Origin of the sequence: Streptomyces spiroverticillatus (genome assembly GCA_014650415.1) — a bacterium.
In the GTDB taxonomy this organism is placed as follows: domain Bacteria; phylum Actinomycetota; class Actinomycetes; order Streptomycetales; family Streptomycetaceae; genus Streptomyces; species Streptomyces spiroverticillatus.
In genome coordinates this window covers 173,172-185,853 of record BMUX01000014.1, presented here as the reverse complement: position 1 = coordinate 185,853, position 12,682 = coordinate 173,172, and the positions used below count along the sequence as shown (strand labels likewise).

At 71.5% G+C, this 12,682-nt stretch carries 9 protein-coding genes; 3 read left to right on the top strand and 6 right to left on the bottom strand.

Features of this window, described 5'->3' with window-relative positions; genetic code table 11:
- Nucleotides 1-93: 93 nt before the first annotated feature.
- The 3 genes from IE269_RS31080 to aceA form a co-directional block, all read right to left on the bottom strand.
- Nucleotides 94-963 (bottom strand): 3-hydroxybutyryl-CoA dehydrogenase, encoded by an 870-nt coding sequence (locus IE269_RS31080; RefSeq protein WP_189826551.1) that lies wholly within the window; start codon nt 961-963, stop codon nt 94-96.
- Nucleotides 960-2,558, bottom strand: a complete 1,599-nt coding sequence (gene aceB, locus IE269_RS31075) for a malate synthase A (RefSeq protein ID WP_189826550.1) — start codon at nt 2,556-2,558, stop codon at nt 960-962. The genes IE269_RS31080 and aceB overlap by 4 nt, the downstream gene beginning before the upstream one ends.
- A 128-nt stretch (nt 2,559-2,686) precedes the next feature.
- Nucleotides 2,687-3,976, bottom strand: a complete 1,290-nt coding sequence (gene aceA, locus IE269_RS31070) for an isocitrate lyase (RefSeq protein ID WP_189826549.1) — start codon at nt 3,974-3,976, stop codon at nt 2,687-2,689.
- Between the two features lie 380 nt (nt 3,977-4,356).
- Between aceA and IE269_RS31065 the strand changes: the two genes are divergently transcribed.
- From IE269_RS31065 to IE269_RS31055, 3 genes are all read left to right on the top strand, one after another.
- On the top strand, nt 4,357-5,775 hold the full coding sequence (locus IE269_RS31065; RefSeq protein ID WP_189826548.1) for a short-chain fatty acyl-CoA regulator family protein: 1,419 nt from the start codon (nt 4,357-4,359) through the stop codon (nt 5,773-5,775).
- Nucleotides 5,776-5,974: 199 nt separating this feature from the next.
- The gene (gene kstD / locus IE269_RS31060; RefSeq protein ID WP_472941357.1) at nt 5,975-7,741 is read left to right on the top strand and encodes a 3-oxosteroid 1-dehydrogenase; all 1,767 of its coding nucleotides are present in this window, start codon (nt 5,975-5,977) and stop codon (nt 7,739-7,741) included.
- A gap of 316 nt (nt 7,742-8,057) precedes the next feature.
- A complete protein-coding gene (locus IE269_RS31055) occupies nt 8,058-8,405 on the top strand; it encodes a hypothetical protein (RefSeq protein ID WP_189826547.1) in 348 nt (115 codons plus the stop codon).
- A 116-nt stretch (nt 8,406-8,521) separates the two neighbouring features.
- Here the strand turns inward: IE269_RS31055 and IE269_RS31050 are convergent, their stop codons facing one another.
- The 3 genes from IE269_RS31050 to IE269_RS31040 form a co-directional block, all read right to left on the bottom strand.
- Nucleotides 8,522-9,325, bottom strand: a complete 804-nt coding sequence (locus IE269_RS31050; RefSeq protein ID WP_189826546.1) for a phosphatidate cytidylyltransferase — start codon at nt 9,323-9,325, stop codon at nt 8,522-8,524.
- Nucleotides 9,322-11,103 (bottom strand): pyridoxal phosphate-dependent aminotransferase, encoded by a 1,782-nt coding sequence (locus tag IE269_RS31045; RefSeq protein WP_189826545.1) that lies wholly within the window; start codon nt 11,101-11,103, stop codon nt 9,322-9,324. Before IE269_RS31045 ends, IE269_RS31050 begins: the two co-directional genes overlap by 4 nt.
- A 452-nt stretch (nt 11,104-11,555) precedes the next feature.
- Nucleotides 11,556-12,542 carry an alpha/beta hydrolase gene (locus IE269_RS31040; RefSeq protein ID WP_189826544.1) on the bottom strand — a complete coding sequence of 329 codons (987 nt, stop codon included), beginning with the start codon at nt 12,540-12,542 and terminating at the stop codon, nt 11,556-11,558.
- Between the last annotated feature and the right edge of the window lie 140 nt (nt 12,543-12,682).

Sequence of the window (12,682 nt, the reverse complement as noted above, 5' to 3'; positions counted from 1 at the left end):
GTGACGCTTCGGCACGAAGAGGGTGCGGAGCAGACCTCCCGTCCGCTCCGCACCCGTCGCACGCCCCTCAGCGGTGCGACGGACCCGGGCCCCTCAGCCCTGGTCGTACGTATGGAACCCGCGGCCCGTCTTGCGGCCCAACAGCCCTGCTTCGACCATCCGTTGAAGGAGCGGAGGCGGGGCGTAGAGCGGTTCCTTGAACTCGTCGTAGAGGGATTCCGCGATGGAGGCGACGGTGTCCAGGCCGATCAGGTCCGCGAGTTTCAGCGGGCCCATGGGGTGCGCGCAGCCCAGTTCCATCCCCGCGTCGACGTCGGTCGCGGTGGCGAATCCGGACTCGGCCATGCGGATCGCGGACAGGAGGTACGGGACGAGCAGCGCGTTGACGACGAACCCGGCCCGGTCCTGGGAGCGCACCACGGTCCTGCCGAGCACTCCGGAGGCGAAGTCCGCCACCACCGTGGCTGTTTCCGGCGAGGTGTGCAGTGAGGCGACCACCTCGACGAGCGGCAGCACAGGCACCGGGTTGAAGAAGTGCAGGCCCAGCACCCGGTCGGCGCGACGGGTGGCCATGCCCAGGTGCATCACGGGGATCGAGGAGGTGTTCGTGGCCAGGATCGCTTCGGGGTCTTCGACGATCTTGTCGAGGGCCGCGAAGACCTCCGTCTTCGCGGCGGGGTTTTCCGCGATGGCCTCGATGACGAGCTGTCGGTCGGCCAGGTCGTCGAGGCTGGCGGTGAAGACCGTACGTTCCAGAGCGCACTCGGCACTGATCCGGTCCAACTTGCCCCGCTGCATGGCACGTTCGAGGCTAACGGCGATCCGCTCCCGCGCCGCGCGGGCGGCGAGTGTGTCGGCCTCACAGACGATGGTGTCCAGTCCGGCGCGGGCGCAGACTTCCGCGATTCCGGCCCCCATCTGGCCGCCGCCGACGATGCCCACTCGGGTGATCGGGGTGCTCATGACCGGCCTCCGGCCCTGGTGACGAGGTGGCGGGTGTAGGCGTCGGTGGTGAAGAAGGCGGGCAAGTCCCTTGCCAGGGCGGCACGTTCGAAGATCGCGCAGACATCGTCGACACGGGCCCAGGGGCACTCGGCGCCCAGGGCGTCGGCCTCGCTCCGCACGATCCGGCGCACCTCCTCGCGGCTGACGGCTCCGTGGCGTATCCACTGCCAGATCTGGGCGCGGGCGATCTCGGCGGTCGAGGCGTCCTCCACCAGCCCGTGGAGAGCGACGGCTCCCGTGCCGCGCAGCCAGGCGTCGAAGTAGCGCAGAGCGAGGGAGATGTTCGTCCGCAGGCCCTCGGCCGAGGGCGCGCCGCCGGACCGGCGGACCGCGAGAAGATCGGCCGCAACCACGTCCACGTCCTCGCGGGTGCGGTCGAGCTGGTGCGGACGGCCGTCGAGCACCTGGTCGAAGGCGGTGCGGCTGAGGGGTACGAGGCCGGGGTGCGCCACCCAGGTGCCGTCGAAGCCGTCCTCCGCCTCGCGCTCCTTGTCGAGCCGTACGGCGGCGAACGCGGCCTCGTCGGCCGTCGCGTCCTTGCGCGGGATCTGCGCGGCCAGGCCGCCGATGGCGTGCGCGCCGCGCTTGTGGCAGGTGCGGACGAGGAGTTCGGTGTATGCCCGCAGGAAGGGGGCGGTCATGGTGATCTGGGAGCGGTCCGCGAGGACGAAGTCGGGGCGGTGGCCGAGGGTCTTGATCAGGCTGGAGAGGTAGTCCCAGCGCCCCGCGGTCAGCCCCGCACTGTGCTCGCGCAGTTCGTACAGGATCTCCTCCATCTCGAAGGCGGCCGTGACGGTTTCGATCAGGACGGTGGCGCGGATCGTGCCGCGGGGGATGCCGAGCAGGTCCTGGGCCAGCAGGAACACGTCGTTCCACAGGCGCGCGTCCTCGCGGTTCTCCAGCTTGGGCAGGGAGAAGTACGGGCCGTGACCGACGTCGATCTGCCGCTGGGCGCAGTGGAAGAAGTACAGGCCGAAGTCCACCAGTGAGGCGGACAGCGGCCGTTCGTCCACCACCAGGTGCTTCTCGACCAGGTGCCAGCCGCGCGGACGCACCGCGATGGTGGCGAGGTCGGCATCCTCGCGCAGCCGGTACTCGGTGCCCTCGGGGGTGGTGAAGTCGATGCGGCGTCGGACGGCGTCGAGCAGGGTGAGCTGGCCGCCGATGATGTTGTTCCAGGTGGGGGAGGTGGCGTCCTCGAAGTCGGCCATCCACACCTGGGCGCCGGAGTTGAGGGCGTTCACGGCCGTCCTGCGCTCGGGCGGCCCGGTGATCTCCACCCGCCGGTCGAGGAGGCCCGGTGCGGGAGGGGCAACCCGCCAGCTGGTGTCGGCGCGGACCGCCATGCCGGTCAGGGGGAAGGCGAGCGGGATTCCAGAGGCGGCGCGGTCGGCGCGACGGCGTCGCTCGGTGAGTACGTCGAGGCGCCGGCCGGCGAAGGCCGCGTCGAGGCGGCCGAGGAATTCCAGCGCCTGTGGCGTCAGGATCTCGTCGTGGCGGTCGCCCGGGGCGCCGAGGACCTCGACGGTGCCTCGCAGAGCGGTGGTGGTCATGCGGGTCTCCTCAACGGGAGGGGGTGCGTGGGGGAGTGGGCGCGCACCGGGGTGCGGACGGGACTACGGGGCCGGTGCCGCGCCCTGCGAAGGGGCGCGGCGAACCTGGCCGCAGAAGAAGGCTCGGCTCAGTGGAACTGCTCTTCCTCCGTGGAGCCGGAGAGCGCGGTGGTGGAGGAGGCGGGGTTGACGGCGGTGGAGATCTGGTCGAAGTACCCGGTGCCGACCTCGCGTTGGTGCTTCACGGCGGTGAACCCGTGTTCCTGGGCGGCGAACTCACGCTCCTGGAGGTCGACGTACGCGGTCATGCCGTGCTCGGCGTAGCCGCGCGCCAGGTCGAACATGCCGTGGTTGAGGGAGTGGAAGCCCGCCAGGGTGATGAACTGGAAGCGGTAGCCCATCGCGCCCAACTCCCGCTGGAACTTGGCGATCTGGTCGTCGTCCAGGGCCGCCTTCCAGTTGAAGGACGGCGAGCAGTTGTAGGCGAGCATCTGGTCCGGGTGCTCGGCGTGGATCGCCTCCGCGAACTCGCGGGCCTGGGCCAGGTCGGGCGTGCCGGTCTCCACCCAGATGAGGTCGGCGTACGGGGCGTACGCGAGGCCGCGGGCGATCACCGGGGCCATGCCGTTCTGGACGCGGGAGAACCCTTCGGCGGTGCGCTCGCCCGTCACGAACGGGGCGTCGCGTTCGTCGACGTCGCTGGTCAGGAGGTTCGCGGCGAGGGCGTCGGTGCGGGCGACGATCAGGGTGGGGACGTCCGCGATGTCGGCGGCGAGGCGGGCCGCGTTGAGGGTGCGGATGTGCTGGCCAGTGGGGACCAGGACCTTGCCGCCGAGGTGACCGCACTTCTTCTCGGAGGCGAGCTGGTCCTCGTAGTGGATGCCTGCCGCACCCGCGGCGATCATGGCCTTGGTCAGCTCGAAGGCGTTGAGGGGACCGCCGAAGCCCGCCTCGGCATCGGCGACGATCGGGGCGAGCCAGTCGGTGGAGGTGTCGCCCTCGCTCACCGCGATCTGATCGGCGCGCAGGAGGGCGTTGTTGATCCGGCGGACCACCTGGGGAACGGAGTTGACCGGGTAGAGCGACTGGTCGGGGTAGGTGTGGCCGGCCTGGTTGGCGTCGGCGGCCACCTGCCAGCCGGACAGGTAGATCGCCTGGAGACCGGCCTTCACCTGCTGCACGGCCTGGCCGCCGGTCAGCGCGCCCAGCGCGTGGATGTAGTCCTGCTCGTGGAGCTGGCGCCACAGCCGTTCGGCGCCGCGCCGGGCGAGGGTGTGCTCCTCGCGGACGCTGCCGGAGAGGCGGACCACGTCCTCGGCCGTGTAGGTGCGCTCGATCCCCTGCCAGCGCGGGTCGCTCGCCCACCGCTGGGCCAGCTGCTCGGCGGTCGTGCCTGTTGTCGTTCCTGCCTGTGCCATGACTGTCTCCCGAGTACATGATGTAAAGCCTGCGAAACGTGGCACCAAGTGCCCTTGCTTTCGAAGAGGGTGCGGCCAACCGGAACCGTGTGAGCACCAGTGAGCAATGTTGCCGCGCAGGGGAGGGGATGCCGGGATCGCCGACGTCAGGGCGTGAATGGTGCCCCGGTTCTCGCTCCGCCTGCCGGGCTCCGGCCGGCCGCGCTCTGAACTCTGGCACTGGCACTCAGTGCCATCAAGTGCGGACGTCTGCCAACTCCTGCGAATCTTCAGGATCTGCTTTGCCAACTTTGCCAAGCCTGCTCGCACATAGGGTGGCGGCAAGGGCCGAGCATCCTGACGTTGAGGGCTCGGTGGCGCGGAAATCGGGGAGGAACGCGGTGGGCAAGACGTACGCGGGTGCACGACTGCGGCGACTGCGTGAGGAACGGCGGCTGAGCCAGGCCGAGTTGGCCCGCGTGCTCGCCATCTCGCCGAGCTATCTGAACCAGATGGAGCACGATTCCCGGCCCCTGACGGTCCCTGTGTTGCTGCGGCTCACCGAGGCGTTCGGCATCGACCCGGGCTTCTTCTCCGAGCGGGACACCAGCCGGCTGCTGGCAGACCTGCGCGACGCGCTCTCCGACGAGGTCGCCGCAGGCCGCGTCACCGGCTCCGACCTCGCGGACCTCGCCTCCCGGGTGCCCGCCGTGGCGACGCTTCTGGTGGACCTCGGCCGCCGGAACCAGCGCCTGACGGAACGGCTCACCGAGACCGCCGACGGGCGCGGACCGGAGACCCCGGCACAGCCCCGTTCCGCCCACGAGGAGATCCGGGAGTTCTTCTACCGTCGCCAGAACTACCTCCACGACATCGACCTCGCCGCCGAGGAACTGTCCGCCGGCATCGGCATCCGCCCCGGCGATGTCCTCGGCGCCCTGGCGGCCCGGCTCGCCGACCGGCACGGCGTACGGCTCGCCTCGGACAGCGCCCAGCACCTGCACCGCTTCGATCCGCAGGCACGGGTGCTCCACCTCTCGGCGCGGCTGCGCCCCGGTCAGCAGGCGTTCCGGATGGCCACCCAACTCGCCCTGCTGGAACACGAGGACGAAATCTCCGCGCTGGCTTCCGAGGACTTCGCACCGGATGCGCCCGCCTGGCCGCTCGCCCGGATCGGCATCGCCAACCACTTCGCGGCCGCGCTGATCCTCCCGTACCGCCGCTTCCACCAGACGGCCGAGGAATTCCGCTACGACATCGAACGCCTCACCGACCACTTCGGCCTCGGCTACGAAACCGTCTGCCACCGCCTCAGCACGCTGCAAAGGCCCAGGCTGCGCGGGGTTCCCTTCTCCTTCGTCCGCGTCGACCGGGCAGGCAACATGTCCAAGCGGCAGTCCGCCACCGCATTCCACTTCTCGCGCGCCGGTGGTACCTGCCCGCTGTGGAACGTGTACGAGTCCTTCGCCGCGCCCGGCCGCATCCACGTCCAGGTCGCAGCCATGCCCGACGGCCAGCGCTACCTGTGGACCGCCCGCGCCGTCACCCGCCACCGGGGCGGCTGGGGCGAACCCGGCAAGACCTTCGCCATCGGCCTCGGCTGCGAGATCCGGCACGCCTCCCGGCTCGTCTACTCCGACGGCCTCGACCTCACCAACGCGGGCGCGGCGGTCCCCATCGGCATGGGCTGCCGCCTCTGCACACGTACCGACTGTCCACAGCGAGCGGTGCCGCCGCTGGACCGCCCACTCGCCGTTGACGAGAACAGCAGCACCTTCGTCCCGTACCCCGTAGCCGGAGAACGACCGCAGCCCGGCTGACGCGGCCGACGGGGTGCCCCGCCGGGGGAGGGCTGACACCACGCTTCCAACCGTACGGTCGCCCCGGACGTTCCGCTGAACCACGGCTGCCCGGCGAGCGAGGTCTCGTTGTGCCTTGACATCGTAGGCGGGAGCCGCCAAGTTGCACCGCCTAGCCTCTGACGGACCATCAACTCTCCCTCTCGCACTTGGAGTTGCCGTGCCCGATATCACTCTGCCCTCGCGTCGTGCGGTGCTCGGCGCCACCGGGCTGGCAGTCGGCACCGGGCTGCTGGGGTCCGGCGCGAGATCGTACGCCGCCGACGCGCCGGTCCTCGGGACCTATGACGTGGTCGTGGTGGGGTCGGGCGCGGCCGGTCTCACCGCCGCACTCGCCGCCGCCGGACGGGGGCTGAGCTGCCTGGTCGTCGAGAAGGCTCCGACCTTCGGCGGCTCCGCCGCCCGTTCGGGAGCGGGCATCTGGATACCCAACAACCCCGTCATTCTCGGCGCCGGAGTTCCCGACACCCCGGACAAGGCGGCCCGCTACCTCGCGTCGGTGGCCGGGGACGACGTACCCGTGGAACGGCAACGGGCCTTCCTCTCCGGCGGACCGAAGATGATCGACTTCGTGCAGCGCAACAGCCCCCTGCGCTTCCGCTGGATGGAGGGATACAGCGACTACTATCCGGAGCGGCCCGGCGGCCTGGCGGTGGGGCGCTCCATCGAGCCGGACGTCTTCGACGGGAATCGCCTCGGCCCGGAACTGGCGCACCTCAACCCGTCGTACCTCCCCGTGCCCGCCGGAATGGTGATCTTCAGCCAGGACTACCGGTGGCTGAACCTCACCGCGGTCAGTGCCAAGGGCGCCGCCGTGGCCGCCGAGGCCGTGGCGCGCGGCACCGCGGCGGCGCTGCGCGGCGAAAAGCCCCTGACGATGGGTCAGGCGCTGGCGGGGGCGCTGCGCAAGGGGCTGCTGGACGCGGGCGTGCCGGTGTGGCTGAACACGCCGCTGGTCGACCTGCACACCGAGGGCGGCCGGATCAGTGGAGTCCTGGTCGAACGGGCCGGCGCACCCGGCCTGGTGCGCGCCCGGCACGGCGTGATCGTCGGCTCGGGCGGCTTCGAGCACGACGCGGCCATGCGCAGGCAGTACCAGCGCGCCCCTATCGGGACCGAGTGGACCATGGGGGCGAAGGAGAACACCGGGGACGGCATCCGCGCGGGACAGCGCGCGGGGGCGGCGCTCGCGCTGATGGACGACGCCTGGTGGGGGCCGACGGTCCCGCTGCCCGACGGGCCCTACTTCTGCCTCGCCGAACGCACCCTGCCCGGCGGGCTGTTCGTGGACGCGGCAGGCAAGAGGTATGTCAACGAGGCCGCACCGTACTCGGATGTCGTCCACCGCATGTACGACCGCGATCCCGCAGACCCGTGCATCCCCTCGTGGCTGATCGTCGACCAGAACTACCGCAACCGGTACCTGTTCCGAACGGTGGCGCCCACGTTGCCCTTCCCTGCCTCCTGGTACTCCTCGGGCGCGGTACGTTCGGCGCTGACCCTGGACGGGCTCGCCCGCGCGATCGGCGTGCCCGGGGCGGCGTTGCGCGCGACCGTGGACCGCTTCAACGGCCAGGCGCGCAAGGGGAAGGACACCGACCAGGGGCGCGGCGACAGTGCGTACGACCACTACTTCGCCGACCCTGCGGTCGCCCCCAACTCCACGCTGGCCCCCCTGTGGCTGCCGCCCTTCCACGCCCTGAAGATCGTGCCCGGGGACCTGGGGACCAAGGGCGGCATCGTCACCGACACGGCCGCGCGCGCCCTGCGCGAGGACGGCTCGGTCATTCCCGGCCTGTACGCGGCGGGCAACGCGAGCGCAGCGGTGATGGGGCACAGCTACGCGGGCGCAGGCTCGACGATCGGCCCGGCCATGACGTTCGGCTACCTCGCGGCACAGGACATCGCGGACCGTGCCGCGCAGTGACGCGGTGGCCGGGTCTTGTGCACGTACCGCGGAATCGGCGGCGGCGTACCTGGCGAACCATGTGCCGCGAGCAGGGCAGCACCATCACGAAGGACCAGCTCCGGTGCGCTTGCCACTACGCCGCCGTGCGGACTGCCTTCGTGTGGTTGGCCAGGTGCTGGACGGGCTGTGTCGATAAGGCTCCAGCACCAACTGGTTGATTGTCCAGGAGCACGTGCCGGGCCCACAGGTCCAGGTCAGCGGCCCGGTACGCCGGGTGCGGCTGCGGCACCCCACCCGGCAGTTGGTCGGCGGCCCCGTTCTAGGGTGACGGGATATGACGAATGATGCTGCTTCCGGCCCGGGCTCGCCGGCCTACCGGCGCGCCCAGGTCTTTCTCGACGAGCTCAGGGAACATGCCGACCGGGTGTACCCGTTGCTGCCTTACATGAACGTGTGGTTGTTGGACGACGACGGCTTCCTCACCGGGGAGACGGGCGAGCCGTTTTACACGCCGCAAGAGACCCGCGAGCAAATGATCAATTGGGCCGCACATCTCGGTGCCCGCATCGAGGAGAGGACCGGCCCCGACGGCACGATGGAACTCTACGCACCGTGGACCTCCGGGGACGGCCCGTACCGGGTTCGCGGTTGCCTGCGGGCATACCTGCCCGGCCCCGAGTAGCGGACTGCGCCTGTGGCGGGGCGCCGTTGCAGACGCCCTGCGGCAGTGGTCGCGTACGGCCCGTCGACCAGCGCCCGCCCTCGGGGACGCTGCAGTGGCATGCCAGGTCGTTCGGGTCAGCGCAGGAGGAGGAGAACGGCCAGGGCGAGGAGGAGCGAGTCGATCCGGTCGAGCAGGCCGCCGGAGCCCGCCAGCCATTGTGCGGAGTCCTTCACCCGAGCACCCCGCTTGACCATGGACTCCAGGAGGTCTCCCGCCGGGGCGCCGACCGCCACCGCGATCGCCGTCGGCAGGCTCAGCGCCGACAGTGCGGCCAGCACGCCGAGGGCGGCCGCCGCACCGCACAGCGTGCCGCTCCACCGCTTGGCCGGGGAGAGCGGGGACAGCCGTGGTCCGCCCAGCCGTTGACCGGCGAAGAACGCGACGATGTCGCCGACCGAGACGGCGATGAACACCGCGAGTGCGACCGCCCCGAGCGACACCAGACCGGCGAGCACACTGAGCCAGACCAGCCCGAGCAGTCCGGCCCCGAGCCGGCGCAACCCGTGCTCGGAGTCACCGGCAAGCAGCGGGACCGCAGCGAGGACCAGTGCGCCGACCGCCGCCGCCCGGACCTCGTTGCCCGGGGCCAGCCACGCGGTCAGCACCACGCCGGAGACTGCCGCAGCCAGTACCGCCCGGTCCGTCCGGGGCAGGCCCAGGAGCCCTCCGTACTCCAGTGCCGCGACCACCGCGACCACGAGCGCGACGGCCGTCACCCCCGGGCCGCCCCACCAGAACGCCCCGATGACGACGGGCACCGCGACCGCCCAGCAGCACCAGCGGATCAGCAGTTCGCGGCGACCGGTGAGCGCAGCGGCGATGCCGCCGACCGCCAGGGCCCCGCCGAGGAAGGGGGCCAGGGAGGCGAATGAGATCACTGGGCGTGCCCGGCGACGGAACGGGCCGGGGACACGGTGGACCCAAGCGCGAGCGGGCCGGGGCGCAGTGCGTCCAGCGCGGCTGCGTACGCCGCGACGATGCGGGCATTCTCCGCCTCGTCCCTGACCGCGACCCGTACGGTGCGTCCCTCGTACTGCGGGGAGAGCGGCGACAGGTCGCGCAGGTAGACGTCGTGCCGTCGGCACTCCCGCACCAGGCGGGCAGCGCTCGGTCCGTCGTTCGGCAGGGTGATGTTGAGGAAGTTCGCCACGCCCTCGTCGACCGTGGCGGTGGGGTCGACCGCGGCGAGATCGGCGGCCAGCCGGCCGCGCAGGGCGTGCGTGCGGAGCCACTGGGAGCGGTAGTGCTCGGGGCCCCGCAGGGCGGCCACTGCGGCGAGTTGTGCGGGCAGGCTCACCGCCCAGGGCGGCGTCCACCGGCGCAGCACTGCCGCGGTGGCGGGGTCGGCCACCAGGAAGGCGGCCCGTACACCGGACAGCGCGTACATCTTGGACAGCGAGGTGCAGACCACGACCCGCGGATCCACCGAGGCCAGCGGGGCGAGCGACTCCGACAGGGCCACGTAGCCGAGGTAGGCCTCGTCGATCCACCAGCGGGTTGCGGCCGGGGAGCCCGCGATCAGGGTGCGCAGCGCGTCGGCGGGCGCGTGCCGGCCGGTCGGATTGTTCGGGTTGACGACGACCACCAGGTCGTAGCGGCCGGTGGCGACGACGGAGGCCAGCCGGTCGAAGTCGATCCGCCAGTCCTCCTTCCGGTGCAGCCGGAAACGGTCCACCTGACACCCGATCACACGCTCGGTGACATGGGCGTATTCGCCGTACCCCGGGTCCAGCAGCAGGACCCTGCTCTCCGGCGTCAGCCACCGGCCGAACGCCCGGAAGATCAGGTCCGAGGATCCGGCCCCGGCCACGAGGGACTCCAGGGGGAGTGCGCGGGCCGTGGCGATTTCCGACAGCAGGCCCTCGGCGCCGGTGGGCGGCGAGGTTCTGGCGGTCCAGGCCGGGTCCTCCGCGAGTGCGGCGGCCGCGCCGGGAGCGGGCGGGAACCAGGCGTCCAGTACGTCGGCGGCGACGACCTCGTGGCGTCGGTGCAGGGTACGGAAGTCCGTGCCGATGGCGGTGAAGGAGGCGCCGCCGTGTTCGCAGCCGTCCGGCCCGGTCGCCCGGTCCGCGTCCAACTGCCAGTCGACCACGGAGGTCAGCCGCTCCAGGACGGTGCCGTAGCGGGCGGCCGCCAACCGGGTCAGTGCGGCCACCTCGCCCGTCAGGACCTCGAAGCTCACGGCACCGCTGTGGACGGTGCGTCCGACGGGGCGCAGGCCGACCGCCTCGTACATGCCGAGGAGTTCGGTACGGCCCATCGCCACGACCGTGCGGCCGCCCCGGGAGGAGATCCAGCGAAGGGCCGCGTACATCAGGAGCGGGGCGACCGCCGTGCTGCGCCAGCGCGGCTCCACGGTGAGGATGCGGACCTCGAAGGCTCCGCCCTCGGACAGCAGCGGCAGTTCGTCACGGGTCAGGTACTTGTCCAGCCCGTAGCGGCCCACCCACGGCGGAGTCAGGCTGACGAAACCGATGCGTATCGGCCCGCGGGCCGCGACGAGGTAGACGTTGTCGCCGTCCAGCCCGTCGGACAGCCGCCGGTCCGGGCGCGGAGCGTGCTGGCCGAGCTCCTGGGCGTACACGCGGTGCCGCAACTCGTGGATCCAGACCAGGTCTTCGGGCGTGGCGGCGCGCAGTTGCAGATCGCGACTCATGTCTGTCTCTTTCGGTGAATGGGGGAGGCCTCCCGGGCGGCGACAGGCCGCCGGGCCCGCCCCCAGTGGGGGAGGCAGGCAGGGCACGTACCTCAGCGGAGAAGGGTATTCGCCATTCCTTCACATCGGGTCCGTGTCTTGATCACATTTTTGCGACCGTCCGGCGGCCCCACATGAGCACCCGTACCTGAGTACCTGGGTACGTGAGTGCCGCAGGGCCGTGCAGGGTCTTCCGGTCTGTGGCCGGAGGGGCGTGACGGTTCACGGCCGACATGGCCTGCACGGCTACTGCGTGGGGGAGTTGGACGAGTGCCAAGTGAGGATCCGGGCGGCGGTGGGCGCCTCCCGGCGGCGCGGACCGGCTCGTTGTCCCGGGTGCCAGGTGGGAACATGACGGTCTGCCAGAACTGTCCTGCACAACACACCGGACGTGAGGGGGAGTTCCCGGCGGTTCAGCCCGTGAGGGTGGTGAGCCAGTCGGTCAGCAGGCGGTTGACCTCCTCGGGGCGTTCCTGCTGGATCCAGTGGCCGCAGCCGTCCAGGAGGTGGGAGGCGGTCAGGCCGGGGAGGGTGGTGGGGAAGGCGGCGATCGCGTCGGACATCCAGGTGGTGGAGGCGTCCAGGGCGCCGCCGATGAACAGGGACGGCTGCCTGATCGGGGCTCCGCGGTGGGGAGCGAGATCTTCCCAGTCGCGGTCCATGTTGCGGTAGCGGTTGAGGGCGCCGGTCAGCCCGGTGCGCTCGAACTCCCCGGCGTAGACGTCGAGGTCGTCCTCGGTCAGCCAGGCCGGGAGGGCACCGGCGGGGAAGCGGTCGCGCAGCCGGCCGCCGCGCGGAGCGAAGTGCGGGTCTGGCCCGCCCCGGGCAGGCATGGTGTCGGCGGACAGCGCCGCGTAGAAACCGGCCAGCCAGCCCCGGACGTCCGGCTCGATCTCCGCCTCGGCGCGGCCGGGCTCCTGGAAGTACGAGACGTAGAACTCCTCCTCGGGGCCGCCGATTTGGCCGAAGACGTCAGTGGGTCGGGGCCCGCCGGGCGGCGCGTAGGGGACGCTCAGCAGGCCGACCGCGCGGAAGACCTCGGGGTGGAGCAGGGCGGAGGCGGCGGCGATGTTGGAGCCCCAGTCGTGGCCGACGACCACTGCGCTCTCCTCGCCGAGGGCGCGCACGACGGCGACGTTGTCCGCCACCAGGTCGAGCATCCGGTAGGCGTCGGTCGCCGCGGGCCTGGAGGAGCGGCCGTAGCCGCGCACGTCGATCGCCACCGCCCGGTAGCCGGCCGCGGCGAGGGCCGGGAGCTGACGGCGCCAGGAGTACCAGGACTCGGGGAAGCCGTGTACGAGCAGGACCAACGGGCCGGTGCCCTGCTCGACCAGGTGCAGGCGCCCGGCCGGGCTCTCAACGGTGCGGTGACGGAGTGCGGCGGACGGCTGGTCCTGCATGGGGGTTCTCCTCGGTTCGCCGGTGGTCACGGGTACCCATCGATCATGCTGCGCGGCGCCCGCCCGACGCGAAGACCTTTGCCGTGCTGGCAAACTTGCAGGACAGGGCGATGGAGTGCCAGGTTCAGGAGGTGCAGGGG